Genomic DNA, 20,502 nt, shown 5'->3' on the forward strand with positions numbered 1-20,502 from the left:
CTAATTGGTCCGCGCGATGTCAATTCGACACGCGCACTGTGCCGTTCGCTTGGACGGTGCCGCTGACTGTGGTGCGGGACGACATGTTCATTACACGCACATGATCGCCGATGCCCGCGCGCGACAACGACCGGCCTTCGGCAATAATTTCGAGACCACTGCTGACGTAAACGAGGGTGATAATCTGGTTGCGGTCCACCACGGCGGGCGGGCCGACATCTTGCACACGCACGGGGCGTCCGGCGTAAAGGGCGCTGCGCGCTTCCTGGCCGACCACCTGCTCGATCGCCGTGGCCGCTCCGGGCACCGTGGCGGTGCTGAGCATCACATCGGCAGCGGTTAGCACCGTCTGCGCGCGCAGGGTGCGCACCGCCACGACCGTATCGGCACCCGCCGGCAGCGCTGCAATTGATGCGGCAAAAATTGCCGCCGCCCGTGCCATATGATGAACCCGTGCCATCACCGAATCTGCGTGGTTGCGCCGAGCATCTGGTCGGCGGCGGAAATCACTTTGGCATTGAGCTCATAACCACGCTGCGCCTCGATCAACTCGGTCACCTCGCGCACCGCATCGACAGAGCTGTCCTCAAGATACCCCTGCCGCAACGTGCCAAGCCCGTCCAAACCCGGAGTGGCCACCGTTGCGGGGCCGGAGGCTTCGGTTTCGGTGAACAGGTTCGATCCGATCGCCTCAAGCCCTTTGGCGTTGGTGAAATTGGCCAAGGTGAATTGCCCCAAAAGCTGCGCCTCGGTGGCCGTATCAAAATAGGCGTAGACCTCGCCATCGGCATTGATGGAAATGCTACGGGCATCGTCAGGGATGACAATTTCCGGCGCGACGGGAAAACCGTCCGAAGTCACGATCAACCCTTCGCCCGTGCGCTTGAGTGCGCCATCGCGGGTATAGGCCGCCTGCCCAGAGGGCAACGTCACTTCGAGATAGCCTTTGCCATCAATCGCAACGTCCAAATCACCGCCGGTGGCCGACAAAGACCCCTGCGCCAAATTGACCGACACAGCCGACGGGCGCACTCCGAGGCCAAGCTGCACACCGGTGGGCAATACCGTGCCGTCAGAGGCATTCACCGTGCCGGCGCGCGCCAGCTGCTGATAGTGCAAATCGGCAAATTCGGCGCGGCGGGTGTTATACCCCGTGGTCGACATGTTTGCGAGGTTTTGCGAAATGGTTTCCACCCGCATCTGTTGTGCGGCCATACCCGTGGCGGCGATTTTTAGGGCGCGCATGAGGCGTCTCCTTTTCGGTTAAATGACAGGCCTACGCGGATCAGCGCAGGAAGGTTTTCAACGCATTGCGCATGCGTTCATCTTCGGCATCAAGGAAGCTTTGACCCATCTCATAGGCCCGCTGCACCTCGATCATGCGGGCGATTTGCCCGACGGAATCGACATTTGAGCTTTCCAGAAACCCTTGCAGCACCGATGCGTTTTCGGCCGGCTCATGTCCGGCTTCGGCCAAGAACATCACACCATCCTCGCGCACCATGTTATGCCGCTCGATCGGTTGCACGATGCCGATTTGTGACAAGGGTTTGCCATTCGAGCTGACCGTGCCGTCGGCCGCAACCGACAGATCCGTCGCGTCAGGCGGAATGAAGATCGGTGCGCCGCCCGCATCAAGCACGCGAAACCCGTCATTGGTGACAAGATCGCCTTCGGCGCTTGGACTAAAGCTCCCGTTTCGGGTCAAACGCTCGCCCTGCGGCGTCTCGATAAGGAAAAATCCCTCGCCCTCGATACCAAAATCGAACTGGCCGCCGGTTTGGGTCAACCCGCCCTGCATCATCGAGGTCATACGCACATTGCCCGTTGCCATCGAAATCGACGGCTCGCCCTCGACGGACTTGACATATTCACCGAACACCAATCCCTCTTGGCGAAAGCCGGTGGTCGCCGCATTGGCGATGTTATTCGCGACGATCTGCATCTCGCGCATCAATCCGGTTTGGCGGGTCAATGTGGTATATGTTGCGTTTTCCATGGCTCTGTCCCTTTACCGTTATCCGCTGATGATCAGCGGAATGAGCCGGTCGTGAAAAAACGAGACCAGCGTTTGTGTCATGAACCCCATCGACATCCAGAACACCGCGACAATCGCCGCGAGTTTGGGAACAAAGGTCAGTGTCATTTCCTGGATCGATGTCAGCGCTTGAAACAGGCCAATCACCAGACCGACGACCAAAGCCACCGATAGGATCGGCACCGATGTGATCAGCGCCACCCAAAGCCCCTGACGGAGCGTGTCGAAGAAAATTGCCTGTTCCATGTCTGAACGGCGGCCTTACACCGGCATCCGCAGGATTTCTTGATAGGCTTCGACGACTTTGTCGCGCACCGTCACGGCGGTTTCGACCGCCAACTCGGTTTGCGCCAATGCCTGCACCAAAGCATGCGGATCGGCATTGCCCATCATGGACGCTTTGGCCGTGGCCTCCCCCTCTTGCAAGGTGGCGGCGAAATCCTTGGCGAGACCCGCAAAGGCCTCGCCGGCCCCGCCGGTGCCGAGCGTGGGCTCGGTCGCCGGACGGGAGGCTGCATATTTCTGGGCGGCAAGTGATTGAATATCCATTCTGGATCTCCTTTAGGGACAGACGCGCGTTTTAGCGGCGGAGAAGTTCAAGCAAACTGGACGACATTTGCCGTGCCTGATCGAACATTTTGAGGTTCGCCTCATAGCTGCGCTGCGCTTCGCGCGCGTCAGCAATTTCAATGACAAGGTTGACGTTCGAGCCGTCATAGTGACCGGTTTCATCAGCCATCGGATGACCGGGATCATAGATTTGCGACAGATCGGACCTGTCGAGTTTGACACGGCCGGTTTTGACCGTCTCTACATCACCTGCGGCCCCATGCTCGTTCTCGAACGAGACGGTTTTGCGCCGGTAGCCGGGGGTATCGGCATTGGCGATGTTCTCAGAGACATGCCGCAAGCGCTGCGCCTGTGCGCGCAGGCCAGAGGCCGAAACAGAAAGGGAATCAGTGAAATCAGCCATAGGGTTCTCCTAGCGACGACCAATGCTGGTGCGCAAAAGGCCCAGCGACGATTTATAGATGGCAAGCGCGCGGTCATGTTGACGTTGCACCTCGACGGCTTTCATCATCTCTTCTTCAACAGAGACGGTGTTGCCGTTCGGGTTGGCGCCCTCATCGCTGCGAATCATCGCAACCTGATAGGGACCTTCGGCACCGTTGAGGTGGCCGGCGCGAGTCGCGCGTTGCGCCCCCTCGCCCGCCGATGGCGCGAATTGCTCGGCAAAGGAAGCAACGTCCTTTGCGCGGTAGCCAGGCGTGTCCGCATTGGCAATATTTTGTGACACAACAGTTTGGCGGGCCCCTGCATGGGTCGCCATCGCATGTGCCATGCGAAAGATTTCGAGTTTTTCAAACATCGGGGCTTCTCCCTCGATTAGCTTCAACCAAGGCTTAACCCTGATTCCTTTAGAAAGAGTTGCAGAGACTTTATGGAGAGTTCGATGAACCAGTCCGACTTCGACAGCCTTACCGCAGAAATTTCGACCCTCAGCGCCGTGCGCACCGTGGGGCGCATCTGCGCGGTGGAGGGCAATACGCTGCGCGTCTCCGGATTGGGCCACGCCGCCCGCATGGGGGATCAGCTACAAGTTTACAGACGCGGCGGCGAAGTGCTCGGCGGCGAGGTTCTGCAATTGGCACAGGACAGCGTGGTGATGCTCCCCGACGCCGCGCCGGACGGGGTGTCCTTGGGAGATCGCGTTGCGCTGTTGGATGCCAATACGATTGCCCCCTCCGACGCCTGGATCGGGCGGATCATCGACCCCTACGGCAAACCTTTGGACGGCGCCCCCTTGATGCGCGGGGCGCGCGCGCGGGCATTGCGCGCCGATCCCCCTGCGGCCGCCACACGCCGCGCTATGGGTGAACGGCTTGAAACCGGCATGGCCGTTTTCAATACACTCTTACCCGTGGTGCGCGGTCAGCGGGTGGGGCTTTTCGCCGGTTCAGGCGTCGGCAAATCATCGCTTCTGGCGCATCTGGCCCGCAATATGCAGGCCGATGTCGTGGTCATCGCCTTGGTCGGGGAACGGGGCCGTGAACTGCGCGATTTTGTCGAGAACGTTCTGGGCGAGGAAGGCATGAAGCGCTCGGTCGTCATCGCAGCCACCTCCGATCGCTCGCCGTTGGTGCGCCGCCGCTGCGCGTGGACTGCGATGAGTGTCGCAGAACATTTCCGTGACCAAGGCAAACACGTGCTGTTCTTGGCCGATTCGATCACACGCTTTGCCGAAGCCCACCGCGAAGTCGCCGTGGCCTCGGGCGAAGCCCCGTCTTTACGCGGTTATCCGCCCTCGACCGCCCATACGATCATGTCGCTTTGCGAACGTGCCGGGCCGGGCGCCGGATCCAGCGGCGATATCACCGCAGTTCTGTCGGTGCTCGTTGCCGGATCGGATATGGAAGAACCCATTGCCGACATTTTACGCGGGGTGCTCGACGGCCATGTGGTGCTCGACCGGAAAATCGCAGAGCGCGGGCGCTATCCTGCGGTGGATCTCTTGCGTTCGGTCTCACGGTCCTTGCCCGACGCCGCCAGCCCCGAGGAAAATGCATCCCTCACAGAGGCGCGCCAATTGCTTGGCGCTTATGCACAATCTGAAATGATGATCCGCGCGGGGCTGTATTCCGAAGGCTCTGACCCAATGCTCGACAGTGCCATCAAAGTGCAGTCGGACCTCGACGCCTTTTTGGCCGAAAAGGAAAGCCAAGACAGCAGCCACAGCTTTAGCCGTCTGCAATTGATCCTGCGCCGCGCACAATCCGCAGGGCGCAGCGCCGGACAAAAACGCAGCAACGTGCCAAACCGCGCGGCGCCATCGGCTCCCGCCCCCCGCCAACGCGCCAGTGGCGGCGCTTTGACCGTCAATCCCGCCGTGCGCGGTGCTTCTGGTGGGCAATTACCTGCCGAATAGATGGCAAAACCCACAGACAAGAAAATAAAACCGGCGCAGATCACCCTGCGCCGGTTTTATCATAAGAGCCTTGGCAATGCCGCAAACAGATCGGTTTAGTAGTTCGAGCTCTGCAACAAGGTCAGCGCAATGTTTCCTGCCGACGTGGCTTGGAAATCGGAAATCTGGCTGCGCACCAGAAAATCCCTGATCAATTTTTCCTGATTTTCCGGCTGGGCAAACTGCGCGACGCTGTCATCGCCGAAATACTGTGTGGCGCGGTCTTGAAACACCCCGAGCTGTTGATCAAGATCGAGTTGGGCAAAGCTGCTTGGCAAATTGAAAGCCGTTTGAAACACCTCGCGCAAAGCAGGCGTGCCCATAATCTTGAACCATTTGGTGTCTTCTGTGCTGTCGCCGACTGCAATCTCTCCAAGGCTGCGCTCGGTGTACATCGCCATACGCATGTTTTCATCTTGCTCACCAACCGCGACCTCGAATTGCTGTTCGCGGAATTTCCCAATAATATCATCAGCAAAGGTCGATATTTTGGTGTGCGGCGTGCCCAGATCAAAACCGAAAGAGCTGGCCAACTCCTTATACCGATCATCCGCCAGCCGGTTGGCCAAAGCCCCATCATCAATGGTGCCCTCTTCGAGAATTTTTTTAACAAAATACTTGTTATTGATGTCATCCCCGAGGCCAAACGCCCCCAAGGCAACACGCAGCAAACGCCGGTCATTCACCAAATCCTCGGCGGTCTCGACCTTACTGATATTCTCGGCAAAATACTCCGTATCACGGGTGATCACCGTGGATTTCTGAAAGGCGGCATTTTGCGCCTCATAGGTCCGCTCCAGGAATTTCCATCCGACCAAACCGCTTGATGGGATGATAGGTTGAAAGCTCATGGTATTCCCCTTTGCTCAGCTAAGTGGTGTCGCCAAAAGGCGGTCTTCGCGGGGCAAAAGCGACCGCAGCGCCTTGAGGCATTGATAAAACTGTCCGCCCAAAACCGCATCGGTCGCGGCAGTCAAATGCGCGCGGCTGTCAGCGTCGGTCAGAACCTGGCTCAGTTCTTCGATCGACCGCAGCAATTTGTGGCGTGTTTCTGTGGGATCCGCATCGCCTGTCAGAACCAATTGCGCCACATAGCACACCCGCCGCACCGGCGTGTTGGCTTCTTCGGGGTGGATCGCATCACGCAACCGCAAAATATTCGCATTGGGTGACACGATCGACAGGCGCGAACGACGCTCCCCGTTTTCAATCACTGCACCATTAATCAACACGCGCTCTTTCGGGCTGAGTTTCAGGACAAGGCCGCTCATGGCTGGACGCTCCCGCTTCGCAGGCCGCGCATCATCGCGGCGTTAATTTCAATCAGTGCAGCAGCGGAGGCTTCGCTTTTCAACACCTTGCGGCTATGCACCTGGGTAAATTCCGCCAGATAAAAAATCCGCGCCCGAAGATCGTTGGGCAGACCATTGTCATCATCAGCCACGTCGGCGGCGAGCATGGTCCATAATTTGCGGTTGTCGTGAATCGCCGAGGCCAGCGCGGGAAATCCCATCTTGCCTTTGCGCGCGGCGGCGTTGAGGCGGTGGGTGATCTTGGCAAAGACCTCGTATTCCGTGCCCCGCGTTGTTCGAATGGGGGCGGCTTGATTGGTATAAGCCTGACGGGCCAAATTTTGAGCGTTCACGTGAAATCCTTCCAGGTGGCATATATGCTATTCGTCTGTAATCAGGGGCGCGGTTCCCGCGCCCCTGAAGCTGGCCCTTAACGGAACAGCGAGAGCAGAGTCTCAGGCGCCGAGTTGGCAATCGACAGCGATTGCACACCGAGCTGCTGCTGGGTTTGCAACGCGGTCAGACGCGCCGAAGCTTCTTCCATATTGGCGTCAACCATCGCGCCGATACCGGATTTCAGCGAGTCCGACAGGTTCGACACGAAATCGGACTGAATTTCGATACGGCCTTCAACCGAACCGAAAGCTGCCGCCGCATCAATTGCAGTGCCGATCAAAGTTTCGATCGACCCCAAAGCCGCGCTCGCGCCGCTGGTCACATCAATGGCAGCCAACGCGCCAAGTCCACCGGACGAAGCGTTGTTGAACTGGCCGGAGATGTGCAAGCCATCCGTGGTATCCGCGTTGGTGATGGTCACACGGCCTGGAGTGGTCGTGTCATAATCAACGGTGACATTGGCACCCGATGCTTCGATCGCAGATTTCACACCAACCGCGATCACGTCTTCGGTCGCTGTGGCATCAACATCTTCTTGCGTGATCGTATAGGTGACTGTGTCATCACCCAAGCGGATCGTAACCGAATCGCCTGCGGCCCATGCGTCTGCAGCAGCAGGATCTTCAAATTCGATCGTACCCGCGTCTACCGTACCACCGCTGGCATCCAGAGCGAAACCGAAGGTATCCGCGCCATCCGCCGACACACCATCTGTATTGGTTGTGTCAAACACAGCTTTCGCTGCGTAGCTGCCGGTCGAAAGGTTTTGCTTGGTCACGGCAATATTAGAAGCCGTCACATTGCCCGCCGCGTCCCGGTCAAGCGAGCCGAGAACATTCACGGTACCTGCCGAATCGACAAGGTTCAGACCATTGAACTGGGCCGCGCCCACAACGGTTGTGATCTGATCACGCAAAGCGGAGATGTCTGCTTGGATCTTGACTTTATCGACGTTGTCTTCTTGCGACGCGACGATCTTTTCTTTCATATCCGTCAAGAGGTCGGTGACAGTCTCAGCAGCCTTACGGCCAACAGAAACAGTCGCTTCACCAAGCGAAAGGCTATCGGAAATCGCCTTAAAGCCTTTCACATCCGATTCCATCACTTTGGAAATCGCCCAAACGGCCGAGTTGTCTTTGGCCGAACCAACAGACTTACCCGTTGAGATTTGCGATTGCACATCCGACAGGTTCGAGTTGATGGATTTCAGGGTTTGCAGCGCAACCATTGCGCCATTGTTGGTCAGAATGCTGGACATAGCATTTTCCTTAAATCAGTGGGCGCTTTGCACCCAGTTATCATTCCCGCCCCTATTCGGGACGGATCCAACTGTCGTTCTGACTGCTACAGTGTCGGCGGTTCGGGCCGGCTGCGCCATTCGCTTTGGAATGCCTCCACACCATGCCCCCCTAAATCCTAACGCGACCCTAAATCCGGTTTTTGCATTACCGCGGATTTGAACTAATCTCGCGGACACTTCGGCTTATGGTTTGATTTTATTTGATTTATTGTCCCTACGCGCGTTTCTCAACAGTGGGCGCACGGGTGCCCTCAATCGTCTGGCGTTGGCCATGAACGTCATATGTATCCAAAGATTTGCGCACGCGGCGCATCGTCGACAGGCGTTCGGCCACCGCGCGAATCCCTGCCAGCGCCCCATCCAGAAGCGCTTGGTTGCGCTGGACCTTGCCTTGCAATGCCACCAGTCGCTCTTGCTCACCGTGCTCCATCGCATTGAGTGCGTCGATCAAATGCTCTTTTTGATCCAGAAGCCGCGAGATCACGTCAAGATCTCCCACAAGCAACGCCTCGCGCTCTTTATCAAGTAGCACGTCCATTTCATTGATCAGATCTTGCGCTGTTTCACTTCGCATCTTCACGCTCCTTCAGGGCTTGATACAGCGACTCGGCCAATCCGATTCCGCCGGTTTTCACCATCTCTTCCGCCTGCGCTTGACGCAGGAACGAAGCAAATTGATCTTCTCCGCTACCGCCTCCAAACGATTCGCGCGATTTTCCAAGGCCCGCTGATTTCAGCATTTCTGCCAGAAACCCGGCCTCGAGCGACCTTGCGGCTTCGCGCAGTGATTTATCGCGCTGATCGCTATTTTGGTTTATATTTTCAACGTTCTGACCCTTTGTCACCGGAGATGCGGAAGCCCGCATCACAGGGTGGGTCAGGAGGGAGGGATCGCTCATCAGGTATCTCCAAATTGACAGGATTTTTTCCAGATTGCCGGATGAGCGGTAAAGAACCAGTAACCAAGCGCGGTCATAGTGCAGCAATGCTGAGGAAGAATTCCCGGAGGTAGCACACAGATGAACCCGCTCCATAGCGCGCTTGCACCCAAGCCTGCGATCGACCCGACCCGCACGCAAACCGAACCGTCAATGCGCCCCGGCCGCGAGGATACCCGCGAAGGTTTCAGCGACATCCTGCACCAGCAAGAAGAACGCGCAGCACAGCGCAAACAGGGCGCCGAACACCGGGCGCTCAATCCTGACGCCAACACCACCGCCGAAACAAATTCTAAGCATAAAGCCAAAACGCCTCCTGCGTCGCCTGACACGGCACCCAGCGCAGATGTCGATGGCGAGATCACCCTTACACTCGCAGAGCAAAACGACGCCATTGCTTCCGCTGCTGCAGAAGGTGAGGAGTATGACGTTGCCTCCGAAGCCGAGAGCGAAGAGTTCAATTTGCTTACCGGCGCGGCCGATCCAACCGCTCAGCGCAAAAAACCTGCCCAAGACGCTCCCGCCGCCAGCCTGCTGTCTGCACGGTTCAGCGCCGATTCACAGGCCTCGTTGCCAACCGCCTCTGCGCAGCCACACCCGAATCATCTCGTCGCGACCTCCGCGCTCACGGGTATGCCGTCACAGACTGCTATCACGGGGACACCCGCCGTAGCGCAGCCGGACACCGACATATCTTTGGAATCGGTCCCGCAACGCGCAGGCACAGCAGAGCCAGCCAAAACCGATATGAACGCGATCGCCTTTTCCAGCCGCCGCGCCGGGTCCCAAAATTTGCGCGAGCCCCTTGCCTCAGCACAGGGTACGATCACAACACGCGCCGACCGAGGCACGGCTGACGCCATAACCAAATCCGACGGCAGCGCCCCCCTCGTCGCACGCGATGCAACCAGCGCGCCCCAAACCAACGCCGCATCGCCCCTGAGCGCTTCGGCGGCAGATCAAGCATCCACGCGCCCGTCCCGCCGCGACCTCGCCGCGCGCGCCACAGAGGACGCTGCGCGCGCGGCCGCTCCTGCCTTCACAACACAGCGCACGACCCCTGCGCCGCCCGCCGCCGTCATGCCGTTACAGGTCCAATCCACCACCGCCGCGCACAGTAGCACAGAGACCGCCGGCGAGATCGAATGGATCTCCGAGGCCGACTTTGCCTTTGAAACCCGCCATGACGGGCGGCTGCCACAGACTGCGCAAATGCGGCTTGATGCTCTGGCCGCCCGCCCCGAAATCCCGCGCCATATCGCCGAGCAACTGGCCTCAGTCGCGCAACGCATTTCGGATCGCAAACCGATAGAGATCGCCCTCAACCCCGAGGAATTAGGCCGTGTGCGCATGACCCTAAACACCGCAGAAAACGGGATGGTTGTCACGGTGCTGGCCGAGCGCGGCGAAACCTTGGACTTGATGCGCCGTCATATCGATCAACTGGCCGAGCAGTTCCGCGAAATCGGCTATGATGATGTTAGCTTCTCCTTCGGCGCACAAAGCGGATCAGCCGATGGCGAGACCGCTCAAGACGGCAATTTCAACGACGACGCCGCGCCGGACCGCCCGCTTGCGCAATCGGATGCGACCACAGACACCGCCCAAACCGCAACCGCACAAATCAATTTGACCCCGACAGAGGGTCTGGACCTGCGTCTCTGACGCAGGCAACACGACCCTATCTAAGGACATCATTATGACCACAGTCACTCAATCTATCCCGCCCGCGTTCACTGGTTTGAAAACCAGTGCCGATCTGGCCCGCGCCGCAAAAGCAGCCACCCCGCAGGAGGCAACCACACCTGCGGTCGCGACAACTACGAAAACCGCAATCCCGGCGTCCGAAAGCACAACCACCACCACCGACAGCACGTCAACATCAACCTCCGAGACCACTGCGGCGACGCCCACCTTGAGTTCGGATTTCAATACATTCTTGCAGATGTTGACCGTGCAAATGAAAAACCAAGATCCGCTGAACCCGATCGACAGCTCGGATTACGCCGTGCAGCTGGCGACCTTCTCTTCGGTCGAGCAACAGGTCGTCACCAATGACCTGCTTGAAGGGCTCGGGGCGCAAATGGGCGCGATGGGTATGGCGCAACTGGCCGGATGGGTCGGGATGGACGCGCGCAGCAGTTCGGCAGGATATTTCGATGGCAGCCCGATCAGCCTCTCGCCCAGCCCGGAACGCCTTGCGGATCAAACCACGCTTGTGGTGCGCGACGCCAGCAACACCATCGTGCAACGTATCGACGTGCCGGTTTCCGCCGATACGATAGAATGGGCGGGCGTCGGCGAAGACGGATTGCCCTTTGCCGCGGGTGTCTACAGGTTTGAATTGGAAAGCTACGCCAATGATGAACTTTTGGGTGCGTCGACGGTGGATACCTACACGCGCATTACCGAGGCTCGCAACGACAACGGCACCACGATGCTCTTGCTCGAAGGCGGCACGCAAATCGCAGCCGCGCAAATTACCGCCCTGCGTCAAGCCGATTAACCGGCTCGGGTCAGCAGACCCGCGCCAGCCCTCCAATAGGCAAGCGCTCATCACTGTAGCGCGCTTGCCTTGCGCCGCTCCCTCGCTTACCCTCGTACCGCCCCGCACCCCCGCGCGGCCCATCCGAGACCTCCGTGCCGCACCACGCCGCCCCCTCCCCTTGCACCCTGCCGCCCGACACTTTGGCCCAAGCGGTGATCGTGCGCGGATTTGCGACGCGCCACGCCCATTGGATCCCGCTGCGCGGTGGGCGCAGCAACCGTTTATGGCATGTCACCAACCCCGTCGCACCGGCCGCAAGAAACTGCCCCTCCGGATGGGTTGTAAAACTCTTTGCGCCGCAGCAAAACAATCCACTGTTCGCCAATGATGCCCACCGCGAGACGCAGCTTTTGACTCATCTGGACGGGCAAGGCATCGCGCCGCGCCTGCAAGCATATCTGTCACCACCGGCCGGAGAGGCAATCATCTACGAACACCTTGATGGCGCGATCTGGCAAGGCAATCCGGCACCGGTGGCGGCGCTGCTGCACCGTTTGCATGGCCTGCCCGCGCCGGAAAGGCTGGCCTTGCCGCATGCGGCCGATGGTTCGGTAGAGCTGCTTCGGCAGATCCGAACCATTCTCGAGGCATGTCCCGAACAGATCCAAAATACCCTCACACCAAAGGTGAGGACACTGGCAGCGCGGCGCGATATCCCCGCCAGTGGCGCGGTGCGCTTACTACATGGCGATCCCGTCGCGGGCAATCTGATCGACACCTCCAACGGTTTGCGATTGATTGATTGGCAATGCCCGGCCTTGGGCGATCCTTGCGAAGATATCGCGCATTTTTTGTCACCGGCGCAGCAGTTGGTTTATCGCGGCTCCCCCCTGACACGGGGCGAGACAGAAGAATTCCTAATCGCCTATAGCGATCGGAAAACCACCGCACGCTATACCCGACTTGCGCCATGGTATCACGCACGCATGGCGGCCTATTGCGGCTGGAAAATGGCGCAGGGTGCGCAAGACTACGGCCCCGCCTTTACGTTGGAGTACGTTGCGTTAAAAGCCGCTTTGACCTGAGCAGGCCGCACAAGGATACCTCGGAGGCGGCAAACATCCGAGCATTTTCCCGTGACGCGGTTTGACATCTCATGCACCTTATGGCCTTAGAGTCCCAAGACCAATATCGAGGCCAATACATGCACTCCCCCCTGTCTGCGGACACGATCGACCGAACCGATGCTCATAAGGGGCGGGTGGTGGCCGTGGTGACAACCCATAACCGGATGGAGCAGTTGCAAACCACGCTGGCGCGCTTGCTGGCGGTTCACAGCAATCTTTTGAGTGCAATCGTGGTCGTCGACAATCTCTCGACTGACGGCACCCGCGACTGGCTGAGGCGAGAAGAGGCCCGCATCGGCGCGAGGTTACAGGTTTTGTTGCCCGACCATAACCTTGGCGGCGCCGGCGGCTTCGAAATCGGCATGCGGCATGCACGAGCGCAGCTCAACCCCGATTGGTGCCTCTTGATGGATGATGATGCCCGCCCCGATGCGGATGCATTGGCGCAATTTCACCGCAGGGACCATAGCGGATGGGATGTAATCGCCGCCGCTGTTTATTTCCCCAACCGGCAGATTTGCGAGATGAACCGCCCGTCGCAAAACCCGTTCCAACACCCGCACCTGTTCCTGCGCACCTTGATGGGGCATGGGCGGGACGGATACCATATTTCCCGCGGCGCCTATGCCGGGGACGAGATTGTTCCGCTCGACATCACCTCTTTTGTCGGGTTCTTCGTTTCGCGCGCCGCAATGGACAAGGTGGGCGAACCTGACGGGCGGTTGTTCCTCTATGGCGATGATGTGCTTTACGCCCTATCGCTGCGCAAAGCCGGCATGACAATCGGTTTTGATCCCAAGGTTACCTTCGAACACGACTGCACGACCTACAGCAACGAAAACCGCCGAGTTTTCCGCCCACTGTGGAAGGTGTATTACACCTATCGCAACGGGCTTTTGATGTATCGACAAGCGGCCGGTTGGCTGTTTTGGCCCCTGATGCCGCTGCTGACGGTGAAATGGCTGCTGGCAGCAAAACGATACGGGGCGGCACGTCGCGATTATCTACGGTTGCTGCGGATGGCCCTGCGCGACGGTATTCTGCGCCGCACGACCACGCGGCATGAAGATATTCTGGCCGCCGCCGGTCCGCCGAAATTGCTGCCAGAAACACCAGAGGCAACACCATCACCCACGAACCAGAGCGACACAAATGTCGCCTCTGGTGACCAGCGCGGCACCTGACGGTCAAGCGCGCGCAAGTCACTACATGTCGTTGAGGATTTTCCGACTAAACCGGCGCATCAACAACAATCCGAATGCAACCAAAATCATGGCCACCCCAAAGGTGTAAATCAACGACACATAACTGGCATCATAGGTCGAATAGACTCCGCGCCGCATCAACCCCGAGACATGCACCAGCGGGTTAAACCACAAGAAATCCGACACCATCGTCGGCAGGTCCTCGAAGGTATAAAGAATAGCCGACCCCAAAAACAACGGACGCGAGATGATGTTCCAAAGCTGCTCCCAAACCGGCACAAGTCCGATCAAGGCGCAATTGACCAATCCAACCCCCAGCCCGCCCATAGATGCCAAAGCAAAGGCGAGCAGAATCGGACCAAAATCCAACAAACCGCGTGTATCCACAAAGGATAAAATCAACGTCATCAAGAGAACCGCAACGAACAGGGTCGTCAAGGCATTGAGAATAAATCGGGCGAGAACCGCATCGATCCAGCTGACCACCGGATAACTCATCAAAGCGCGCGAGAACCGCAGCGACCGCGCCACCTCATGCGACACATTCTGGTATTGTATGAACGGCAGATAACCCGTGGCATAAAACAACACGAAACTGGTCCCCAGCGACGGCGACCGGAACAATAGAGAAAACGCCAACGACAGGATGACCACATAGCCCAGCGGCTCCAGAACCGCCCAAACATATCCGCCCGGCGTTCGCCCATAACGCGATCCCATCTCGCGCAACATCAAGGCCAGAACCGCGCGGGCCGAGGTCCAGCCTATGGCACGAGCAGGCAAGGCAGCAGACCCGGCAACAGGGCGCACAACCGGAGGGATCGGCGCATTGGATTGGGGTTGGGCTGGATCAGATCGAGAGTTCAGAGCCGCCTCCGTCATGCGGGGTTTTTAATGCCGAAGTATGGGGCTATGATTGCCGCAATGTAAATGCGTTCACAACCGGAGTATCCCTGTTGAACCAGAACAACAAGCCCGGTGCGCAAAACCCCGTTACGGACGGCGAGGCGCAGTCATCCCGCGACGCCGAACCCTCTGGCCACGCGGACCGCAAAGATAGCCCATCGAACGCCAACGCCGCGCAGGCACAGCCAAAGCCACCGCAAGGTGGCGCGCGGGGTGGCTCTGGCGGGCAAAACCGACAGGGCCGTCAGGGTCAGGGTCAGGGTCAGGGTCAGGGTCAGGGTCAGGGTCAGGGTCAGGGTCAGAAACCAAACCAAAACGGCGCGCCCAATCAAGGCAAAACAGGGCAAAACCAGCCCAACCCAAACCGATCTGGCCCACAACACCAGCGCCCCGTCGTGCAGGTCAAACCGATCGCCCGGCCGGCCCGCATGCGTAGGCGGCATCGCGGATTGCTCGTCTCCTTTCTCTTTCTGGTGTGCCTGCCGATCGCCCTCATGTCCTACTACCTGTGGGTCCGCAGCGTCGATCAATATGCGTCGACCACCGCCTTCACGGTCCAGCGCGAAACCGGGGGCAGCGCGGTTGATCTGCTTGGCGGATTGTCACAACTGTCCGGCGGCGGAAGCTCGTCGGACACCGACATCCTGTATGAGTTCATCCAAAGTCAGGAACTCGTGCGCCGCGTCGATGCGGTTGTCGACCTGCGGGCGCATTATACCCAACATTGGGGAACCGATCCGCTCTTCTCGCTCAAACCCGACGCGACCCTCGAAGATTTGGTAAAATACTGGCAACGCATCGTGCGGATTTCCTACGATCAATCGGCCAGTCTGATTGAATTGCGGGTGCTGGCATTTGATGCGCAAACCGCGCAATCCATCGCCGAAGAAGTGGTTGACGAAAGCCAATCCATGATCAATGCCCTCAACGCTGCGGCCCGCGACGACACCATTCGCTATGCGCTCTTTGATCTGGAAGAGGCATTGGATCGTCTCAAGACCGCGCGCGAAGCCCTGACGGCCTTTCGTACCCGCACGCAGATCGTCGATCCCAGCGCCGACATTCAGGGCCGCATGGGTGTGTTGAACAACCTGCAACAGCAGCTTGCCGAGGCACTGATTGAATTCGACATCTTGTCGGAAACCACCAAACGCACCGACCCGCGACTACAACAGGCCGAACGTCGCATCGAAGTGATCCAAAGCCGAATCGCTCAAGAGCGGTTAACCTTCGCCACCGCCGAAGCAGGCCAGAATGGCGAAGATTATCCGACACTCATGGCGGAATTCGAAAGCTTGACCGTGGACCGCGAATTCTCCGAAGAAGCGTATCGCGCGGCCCTCGCGGCCGTAGAGATCGCCCGTTCGAACGCCGCCCGCAAAAGCCGATATCTCGCGACCTATATCGCCCCGACGCTGGCGGAAACGGCGCAATATCCACAACGGATCACCTGGACCTTGCTGACAGCGCTGTTCTCGCTGCTGCTGTGGTCGATTTGCGTCTTGGTCTATTATTCCATCCGTGACCGGCATTGACCCTGTTGCCCGGCGCATGAAAGGAACGCGTGGATGCTGCGGTGCGATCATATTACCAAATCCTTTGCGGTGAAGAACGGGTATAAAACCGTTTTGGATGACGTCAGCGTTGCCTTTCCTGATGGGAAATCGGTCGCTCTTTTGGGGCAAAACGGGGCGGGGAAATCGACACTGCTGCACATCATCGCCGGCACGTTGCAACCGGACAGAGGCACATTAACCACCGACCGGTCGATTTCCTGGCCCGTTGGGTTTGCCGGATCGTTCCACGGCGAGATGACCGGCGCCCAGAATGTTCGGTTTATTGCCCGCATATACGGGGTCGACACCTATGAGCTTGAAGGCTTCGTCGAGGATTTTGCCGAACTTGGCGCGCATTTCAACATGCCGGTGCGCTCTTATTCCTCTGGCATGCGCTCGCGACTGGCGTTTGGCGCGTCGATGGGGATCGGGTTCGACACCTATCTGGTCGATGAAGTCACGGCCGTGGGCGACCAACGGTTCCGCCGCAAAAGCCGCGCGGTGTTCTTGGAGCGGATGCGCAATGCCGGTGCGCTGGTGGTCAATCACGACATGAACCAAATCCGGCAGCTGTGCGATGTGGGGTGCGTTTTGCACAATGGCGGATTGGAATATTTCGATGATCTCGGCGACGCCATCGCCCGCCATGAAGCGTTGATGGCGTAATCGGCCACGTTCCTGCCCAATGGACGACCCGCCCCGAAACCGGCAACAACATGGCTACCAAAACCTAAACGCCGACAACCCCTCATAAGATAGATTAAGATTGGAAACGATCTCCATATTCTCGCCTGATTTTCCAGCACGCGCGTTAACCTTTGACACTGCATTGTCAGCCGGTATTCGCAAACGGATTGAGCATGAGCTACTTAGGTTTCAGGACAATGGTCGGCAGCGGGCAAGAGATGCTCGACGTCGCGATTTCCGACATCGACGTGCAGGTCACGGACCAAGGGGTTTTCGCCTATGCGACCAGCGGCACCTATGGCGGCTTGACCTCTTACGAGCTGATTTCAGGCAGCAATGCCACGCTCGTCGATGCCGCCTTTTTCACCTCCTCCATGGCAGCCGTGGCCGATACCCAGATCACCACCGTCACCCTGTCGGGCCAAGGCTATGTGCTCACCGGCAATGACAGCTCCGGCGCCTTGGTCGGCCATTATGTCGACGACGATGGCACCATCGGCAGCGCCACGGCGATCAGCGGCATACAATCCTCCGGCTCGGGCCGGGTGACGGCTTTTACTTCGGTCAATCTTCTGGGCGGCGAATTTTTCTACTTCGCTCAAGAAGGGGGCACAGAAATTCACGCCTATCGTTGGGGATCCGGTTCGGCACAATATGTCGCCTCGGCCTCGGCGCAGGACACTGACACCTCCTATATGCAAGACGCTGCCGCTTTGGTGCAGGCCACCGTGGATGGCGTCACCTATCTGCTCGTCGCCTCCAATTCAGAGCATGGCGTCACCGCATATCGTGTCGACGCGCAAAGCGGGAATCTAAGTGAAACCACCTCCTTGGGCGCGGGCAACGGGTTGGGGGTAAACACGCCAACGGCGATGCAGGTGGCGCAGGTCAACGGCGAAACCTATGTGATTTTGGGGGCGGCGGGCAGTCAATCCATTTCGGTGATGCGCCTTGATGCAGCGGGCAACTTAACCCCGACGGACCACATCCTTGATACGCTATCGACACGGTTCGGCGGCCTCACCTCTCTCGAGGTCACCACCGTGGACGACCGCGTCTATATTCTGGCAGGTGGGGCGGATGATGGCATTTCGCTCTTCACGCTATTGCCCGGCGGGCGGTTGGTGCATCTGCAATCCATCGAAGACAGCCTCAGCATGGGCCTGCAAAACATCGAGGCGCTCTCTCTGACCTCTGCGGGCGGCGAGATGATCGTCATGGCCGCTTCGCAATCCGAAGCCGGATTGACGCAACTGGCAATGTCCACCGAAAGCCAGGGCCAAACCATTTCCCATGGGTCCGGCGGCGGCACACAAAACGGCACATCGGGCGACGATATCTTGATGGGAAACGGCGGCAACGACAGTCTCTCTGGCGGGGCAGGCAACGACATCATCGTCGATGGCGACGGCGCCGACACGCTACGCGGGGGCGCGGGGGCGGACATCTTTATCCTCGACTACGACCAACGCACCGACACAATCGTCGATTTTGAACGCGGGGTGGATCGCTTCGACCTCAGCGCCTTTCCAATGCTCTATTCGACCCAACAACTTACGCTGCTTAGCACCTCCTGGGGCGCGCGAGTCAGTTTCCGTAACGAGGTCATTGACGTCTATGCCGCAAGCGGCGGCTACCTCAGCATGACCGATCTTTTCGGATATGAAATCACCGGCCCAAACCGTCCGATGATGTTGGTGCGCGTGCCGGTACGCGGCACCGAAGGCAATGATGCAATGACCGGCGAAGCGATCGGCGACGACATCCGCGCCTTGGGTGGGCATGATTGGGTCGATGGCAAAGACGGGGACGATAGCATTCTGGGCGAAGCGGGCAACGATACGCTTTTGGGCAGCGCGGGACGCGACACGCTCGAGGGCGGAACCGGCGAAGACAGCATGAACGGCGGCGCAGGCGATGACCTTCTCCACGGCGATGCGGGTCACGACAGCCTATTTGGCGGCGACGGGGACGATACCATAACCGGCGGCACCGGTAATGACCGGATCGACGGCAGCAACGGCAGCGACAGCCTGCTCGGTGGCGACGGCAACGACACGATGTTCGGCGGCGCGCTAAATGATACGATCATAGGGGGCGACGGAGATGATATCATCGACGCAGGGGCCTGGGCCGATACCGTCAACGCAGGGCGCGGCCATGACACGGTGACCGGCGGTCTTGGCTCTGATCTGGTCTGGCTCGGTGATGGAAACGACGCGTTTATTGACGATGCACAAGAGGGCCCGCAGGGCAGCGACACGGTCTATGGCGGCGCGGGCATGGACACGATCCTCGCTTTGGGTGGCGACGATGTGATTGACGGAGGCACCGATAATGACGTCATAGAGGGCGGCGAGGGCAGTGATATATTACAGGGCGGCAGCGGCGATGACATCCTGCGGGGGCAAAACGGGCAGGACGATATTTCCGGCGGCAGCGGACATGATATCGTCGATGGCGGGGCGGACAATGACACACTGCGTGGGGATGGCGGAAACGACACCCTGCGCGGCAGTAGCGGCGAAGATTACCTCACCGGCGGTGACGGGGATGATTTGGCCTATGGCGGATGGGGCCACGACACGTTGGTCGGCGGAAACGGGAACGACAGGCTTTATGGTTACGCGGGCCACGACCGGCTTTATGGCGGCGCCCATAACGATGCCCTGTTCGGCGAGGTCGGCAATGACACGGCGTATGGCGGGAACGGCGATGACAGTCTTTGGGGCGGAGAGGGTGATGACAACCTTTTTGGCAATGGCGGCGTCGACTTTTTGGCGGGCGAGGACGGAGATGACATCCTTGATGGCGGCAGCGGTGCGGACCGGTTGGAAGGCGGCCTAGGCAACGATGTGCTGTCCGGCGGGGACGATACCGACAGGCTGATCGGCAACGACGGGAATGATACGATTTATGGCGGCCAAGCCGGCGACTATATCTTCGCTGGCGCTGGAGACGATTGGGTGTATGGCGATAATGGCCTAGATCAAATCATGCTGGGCGATGGCGACGACTCGTTTTTCGACAATGCACAGCGCGGCATCTATGCCGCCGACACGGTCGATGGAGGCAATGGCAACGACCTGTTAACCGGCGGCGGCGGCAATGACAGCCTAAAGGGTGGAAACGGGCATGACACGATCACCGGTGGCACCGACCACGATCGCCTGTTCGGTAACGGCGGTAATGATCTCGTCTTAGGTGAAGACGGTAATGATTATATCGCAGGCAACGATGGCAACGACCGGCTTTTCGGCAATGACGGTGATGATACTCTCAATGGTGGCAGCGGAAATGACGTAATGTATGGCGGCGCAGGCGATGATGTTTTCATCTTGGCGGCCGATCATGGCGACGACACCATCACCGGGTTTGATACGGGCGCCGACCTGCTGCAATTTATCACCGATGATGACCCCTCGGCCCCAAGCTCGCGCAACGATGTGACCATGACCTTCAACGATGGCGACACCCATCTCACCAGCAGCTTTGGCACCATCGTGATCGAGGACACGCTGCCGTGGTTGATCAGTATCGCCAACTTCGAGTTTGTCTAGGCCGAGCGAACCGCACTATCCGGCACGTGCGAAATGCACCCCGC

The 20,502-nt window shown here is 59.0% G+C and carries 23 protein-coding genes; 8 read left to right on the top strand and 15 right to left on the bottom strand.

Annotated features, from left to right (window positions below; all coding sequences use genetic code 11):
* Window positions 1-19 precede the first annotated feature (19 nt).
* From flgA to DI396_RS10415, 7 genes are read right to left on the bottom strand one after another with little or no spacing between them, the layout of a single operon-like run.
* Entirely contained in the window at window positions 20-460 is a 441-nt protein-coding gene (flgA, locus tag DI396_RS10385; RefSeq protein WP_235851827.1) for a flagellar basal body P-ring formation chaperone FlgA, read from the bottom strand.
* Entirely contained in the window at window positions 460-1,245 is a 786-nt protein-coding gene (flgG, locus tag DI396_RS10390) for a flagellar basal-body rod protein FlgG (RefSeq protein ID WP_110796152.1), read from the bottom strand. The genes flgA and flgG overlap by 1 nt, the downstream gene beginning before the upstream one ends.
* A gap of 40 nt (window positions 1,246-1,285) precedes the next feature.
* Window positions 1,286-1,999: a flagellar hook-basal body complex protein gene (locus tag DI396_RS10395; protein WP_110796153.1), complete on the bottom strand. Its 714-nt coding sequence runs from the start codon at window positions 1,997-1,999 to the stop codon at window positions 1,286-1,288.
* Between the two features lie 18 nt (window positions 2,000-2,017).
* The gene (gene fliQ / locus DI396_RS10400) at window positions 2,018-2,284 is read right to left on the bottom strand and encodes a flagellar biosynthesis protein FliQ (protein WP_110796154.1); all 267 of its coding nucleotides are present in this window, start codon (window positions 2,282-2,284) and stop codon (window positions 2,018-2,020) included.
* Between the two features lie 15 nt (window positions 2,285-2,299).
* Window positions 2,300-2,587, bottom strand: a complete 288-nt coding sequence (fliE, locus tag DI396_RS10405; protein ID WP_110796155.1) for a flagellar hook-basal body complex protein FliE — start codon at window positions 2,585-2,587, stop codon at window positions 2,300-2,302.
* A gap of 31 nt (window positions 2,588-2,618) precedes the next feature.
* Window positions 2,619-3,011 carry a flagellar basal body rod protein FlgC gene (gene flgC, locus DI396_RS10410; RefSeq protein WP_110796156.1) on the bottom strand — a complete coding sequence of 131 codons (393 nt, stop codon included), beginning with the start codon at window positions 3,009-3,011 and terminating at the stop codon, window positions 2,619-2,621.
* A gap of 9 nt (window positions 3,012-3,020) precedes the next feature.
* The gene (locus DI396_RS10415) at window positions 3,021-3,407 is read right to left on the bottom strand and encodes a FlgB family protein (protein WP_204362837.1); all 387 of its coding nucleotides are present in this window, start codon (window positions 3,405-3,407) and stop codon (window positions 3,021-3,023) included.
* Between the two features lie 84 nt (window positions 3,408-3,491).
* Between DI396_RS10415 and DI396_RS10420 the strand changes: the two genes are divergently transcribed.
* Window positions 3,492-4,964 (top strand): FliI/YscN family ATPase, encoded by a 1,473-nt coding sequence (locus tag DI396_RS10420; protein WP_110796158.1) that lies wholly within the window; start codon window positions 3,492-3,494, stop codon window positions 4,962-4,964.
* A gap of 95 nt (window positions 4,965-5,059) precedes the next feature.
* Here DI396_RS10420 and DI396_RS10425 read toward each other — a convergent pair whose 3' ends face one another.
* From DI396_RS10425 to DI396_RS10450, 6 genes are all read right to left on the bottom strand, one after another.
* Window positions 5,060-5,854 carry a DUF1217 domain-containing protein gene (locus DI396_RS10425; RefSeq protein ID WP_110796159.1) on the bottom strand — a complete coding sequence of 265 codons (795 nt, stop codon included), beginning with the start codon at window positions 5,852-5,854 and terminating at the stop codon, window positions 5,060-5,062.
* A 15-nt stretch (window positions 5,855-5,869) separates the two neighbouring features.
* Window positions 5,870-6,274 (bottom strand): flagellar biosynthesis repressor FlbT, encoded by a 405-nt coding sequence (flbT, locus tag DI396_RS10430; protein WP_110796160.1) that lies wholly within the window; start codon window positions 6,272-6,274, stop codon window positions 5,870-5,872.
* Complete coding sequence (gene flaF / locus DI396_RS10435) at window positions 6,271-6,648, bottom strand: flagellar biosynthesis regulator FlaF (protein WP_110796161.1); 378 nt, start codon at window positions 6,646-6,648, stop codon at window positions 6,271-6,273. Before flaF ends, flbT begins: the two co-directional genes overlap by 4 nt.
* A gap of 77 nt (window positions 6,649-6,725) precedes the next feature.
* Window positions 6,726-7,949, bottom strand: coding sequence for a flagellin (locus DI396_RS10440; protein WP_110796162.1), 1,224 nt, complete (start codon window positions 7,947-7,949; stop codon window positions 6,726-6,728).
* A 256-nt stretch (window positions 7,950-8,205) separates the two neighbouring features.
* Window positions 8,206-8,565, bottom strand: coding sequence for a hypothetical protein (locus DI396_RS10445; RefSeq protein ID WP_110796163.1), 360 nt, complete (start codon window positions 8,563-8,565; stop codon window positions 8,206-8,208).
* The gene (locus DI396_RS10450) at window positions 8,555-8,890 is read right to left on the bottom strand and encodes a rod-binding protein (protein ID WP_235851828.1); all 336 of its coding nucleotides are present in this window, start codon (window positions 8,888-8,890) and stop codon (window positions 8,555-8,557) included. The genes DI396_RS10445 and DI396_RS10450 overlap by 11 nt, the downstream gene beginning before the upstream one ends.
* A 120-nt stretch (window positions 8,891-9,010) precedes the next feature.
* Between DI396_RS10450 and fliK the strand changes: the two genes are divergently transcribed.
* The 4 genes from fliK to DI396_RS10470 all read left to right on the top strand — a co-directional run bounded on the left by fliK (window position 9,011) and on the right by DI396_RS10470 (window position 13,728).
* Complete coding sequence (fliK, locus tag DI396_RS10455; RefSeq protein WP_110796164.1) at window positions 9,011-10,594, top strand: flagellar hook-length control protein FliK; 1,584 nt, start codon at window positions 9,011-9,013, stop codon at window positions 10,592-10,594.
* 34 nt (window positions 10,595-10,628) lie between these two features.
* Window positions 10,629-11,435, top strand: a complete 807-nt coding sequence (locus tag DI396_RS10460) for a flagellar hook capping FlgD N-terminal domain-containing protein (RefSeq protein WP_110796165.1) — start codon at window positions 10,629-10,631, stop codon at window positions 11,433-11,435.
* 134 nt (window positions 11,436-11,569) lie between these two features.
* Window positions 11,570-12,502 (top strand): phosphotransferase family protein, encoded by a 933-nt coding sequence (locus DI396_RS10465; protein ID WP_110796166.1) that lies wholly within the window; start codon window positions 11,570-11,572, stop codon window positions 12,500-12,502.
* Window positions 12,503-12,621: 119 nt separating this feature from the next.
* Window positions 12,622-13,728, top strand: coding sequence for a glycosyltransferase (locus tag DI396_RS10470; protein WP_110796167.1), 1,107 nt, complete (start codon window positions 12,622-12,624; stop codon window positions 13,726-13,728).
* A 21-nt stretch (window positions 13,729-13,749) separates the two neighbouring features.
* On the opposite strand, the gene DI396_RS10475 is transcribed toward DI396_RS10470, so the two are convergent.
* Both DI396_RS10475 and DI396_RS16620 read right to left on the bottom strand, forming a co-directional pair.
* Window positions 13,750-14,631 (bottom strand): ABC transporter permease, encoded by an 882-nt coding sequence (locus DI396_RS10475; protein ID WP_110796168.1) that lies wholly within the window; start codon window positions 14,629-14,631, stop codon window positions 13,750-13,752.
* Between the two features lie 131 nt (window positions 14,632-14,762).
* Window positions 14,763-15,098 (bottom strand): hypothetical protein, encoded by a 336-nt coding sequence (locus DI396_RS16620; RefSeq protein ID WP_204362838.1) that lies wholly within the window; start codon window positions 15,096-15,098, stop codon window positions 14,763-14,765.
* A gap of 51 nt (window positions 15,099-15,149) precedes the next feature.
* Here DI396_RS16620 and DI396_RS10485 point away from each other — a divergent pair, with 51 nt between their 5' ends.
* From DI396_RS10485 to DI396_RS10495, 3 genes are all read left to right on the top strand, one after another.
* Window positions 15,150-16,190, top strand: a complete 1,041-nt coding sequence (locus DI396_RS10485; protein ID WP_110796169.1) for a KpsE/RkpR family capsule polysaccharide export protein — start codon at window positions 15,150-15,152, stop codon at window positions 16,188-16,190.
* 33 nt (window positions 16,191-16,223) lie between these two features.
* On the top strand, window positions 16,224-16,877 hold the full coding sequence (locus DI396_RS10490; RefSeq protein WP_110796170.1) for an ABC transporter ATP-binding protein: 654 nt from the start codon (window positions 16,224-16,226) through the stop codon (window positions 16,875-16,877).
* A 194-nt stretch (window positions 16,878-17,071) separates the two neighbouring features.
* A complete protein-coding gene (locus DI396_RS10495; protein WP_110796171.1) occupies window positions 17,072-20,458 on the top strand; it encodes a calcium-binding protein in 3,387 nt (1,128 codons plus the stop codon).
* Window positions 20,459-20,502: the final 44 nt, after the last annotated feature.

The sequence above is a fragment of the Litorivita pollutaquae genome, from assembly GCF_003205515.1.
Taxonomy (GTDB): Bacteria; Pseudomonadota; Alphaproteobacteria; order Rhodobacterales; family Rhodobacteraceae; genus Litorivita; species Litorivita pollutaquae.

Bases quoted from the DNA above. Each gene is read 5' to 3' on its own strand.
- DI396_RS10420 (WP_110796158.1), top strand. From the start codon at position 3,492: ATGAACCAGTCCGACTTCGACAGCCTTACCGCAGAAATTTCGACCCTC.
- flgC (WP_110796156.1), bottom strand. From the start codon at position 3,011: ATGGCTGATTTCACTGATTCCCTTTCTGTTTCGGCCTCTGGCCTGCGC.
- DI396_RS10415 (WP_204362837.1), bottom strand. From the start codon at position 3,407: ATGTTTGAAAAACTCGAAATCTTTCGCATGGCACATGCGATGGCGACC.
- DI396_RS10440 (WP_110796162.1), bottom strand. From the start codon at position 7,949: ATGTCCAGCATTCTGACCAACAATGGCGCAATGGTTGCGCTGCAAACC.
- DI396_RS10450 (WP_235851828.1), bottom strand. From the start codon at position 8,890: ATGAGCGATCCCTCCCTCCTGACCCACCCTGTGATGCGGGCTTCCGCA.
- DI396_RS10495 (WP_110796171.1), top strand. From the start codon at position 17,072: ATGAGCTACTTAGGTTTCAGGACAATGGTCGGCAGCGGGCAAGAGATG.
- DI396_RS10490 (WP_110796170.1), top strand. From the start codon at position 16,224: ATGCTGCGGTGCGATCATATTACCAAATCCTTTGCGGTGAAGAACGGG.
- DI396_RS10485 (WP_110796169.1), top strand. From the start codon at position 15,150: ATGTCCTACTACCTGTGGGTCCGCAGCGTCGATCAATATGCGTCGACC.
- fliK (WP_110796164.1), top strand. From the start codon at position 9,011: ATGAACCCGCTCCATAGCGCGCTTGCACCCAAGCCTGCGATCGACCCG.
- flgG (WP_110796152.1), bottom strand. From the start codon at position 1,245: ATGCGCGCCCTAAAAATCGCCGCCACGGGTATGGCCGCACAACAGATG.
- flbT (WP_110796160.1), bottom strand. From the start codon at position 6,274: ATGAGCGGCCTTGTCCTGAAACTCAGCCCGAAAGAGCGCGTGTTGATT.
- DI396_RS10425 (WP_110796159.1), bottom strand. From the start codon at position 5,854: ATGAGCTTTCAACCTATCATCCCATCAAGCGGTTTGGTCGGATGGAAA.
- DI396_RS10445 (WP_110796163.1), bottom strand. From the start codon at position 8,565: ATGCGAAGTGAAACAGCGCAAGATCTGATCAATGAAATGGACGTGCTA.
- DI396_RS16620 (WP_204362838.1), bottom strand. From the start codon at position 15,098: ATGCCGCCTACGCATGCGGGCCGGCCGGGCGATCGGTTTGACCTGCAC.
- DI396_RS10470 (WP_110796167.1), top strand. From the start codon at position 12,622: ATGCACTCCCCCCTGTCTGCGGACACGATCGACCGAACCGATGCTCAT.
- flgA (WP_235851827.1), bottom strand. From the start codon at position 460: ATGGCACGGGTTCATCATATGGCACGGGCGGCGGCAATTTTTGCCGCA.
- DI396_RS10395 (WP_110796153.1), bottom strand. From the start codon at position 1,999: ATGGAAAACGCAACATATACCACATTGACCCGCCAAACCGGATTGATG.
- fliE (WP_110796155.1), bottom strand. From the start codon at position 2,587: ATGGATATTCAATCACTTGCCGCCCAGAAATATGCAGCCTCCCGTCCG.
- fliQ (WP_110796154.1), bottom strand. From the start codon at position 2,284: ATGGAACAGGCAATTTTCTTCGACACGCTCCGTCAGGGGCTTTGGGTG.
- DI396_RS10475 (WP_110796168.1), bottom strand. From the start codon at position 14,631: ATGACGGAGGCGGCTCTGAACTCTCGATCTGATCCAGCCCAACCCCAA.
- DI396_RS10460 (WP_110796165.1), top strand. From the start codon at position 10,629: ATGACCACAGTCACTCAATCTATCCCGCCCGCGTTCACTGGTTTGAAA.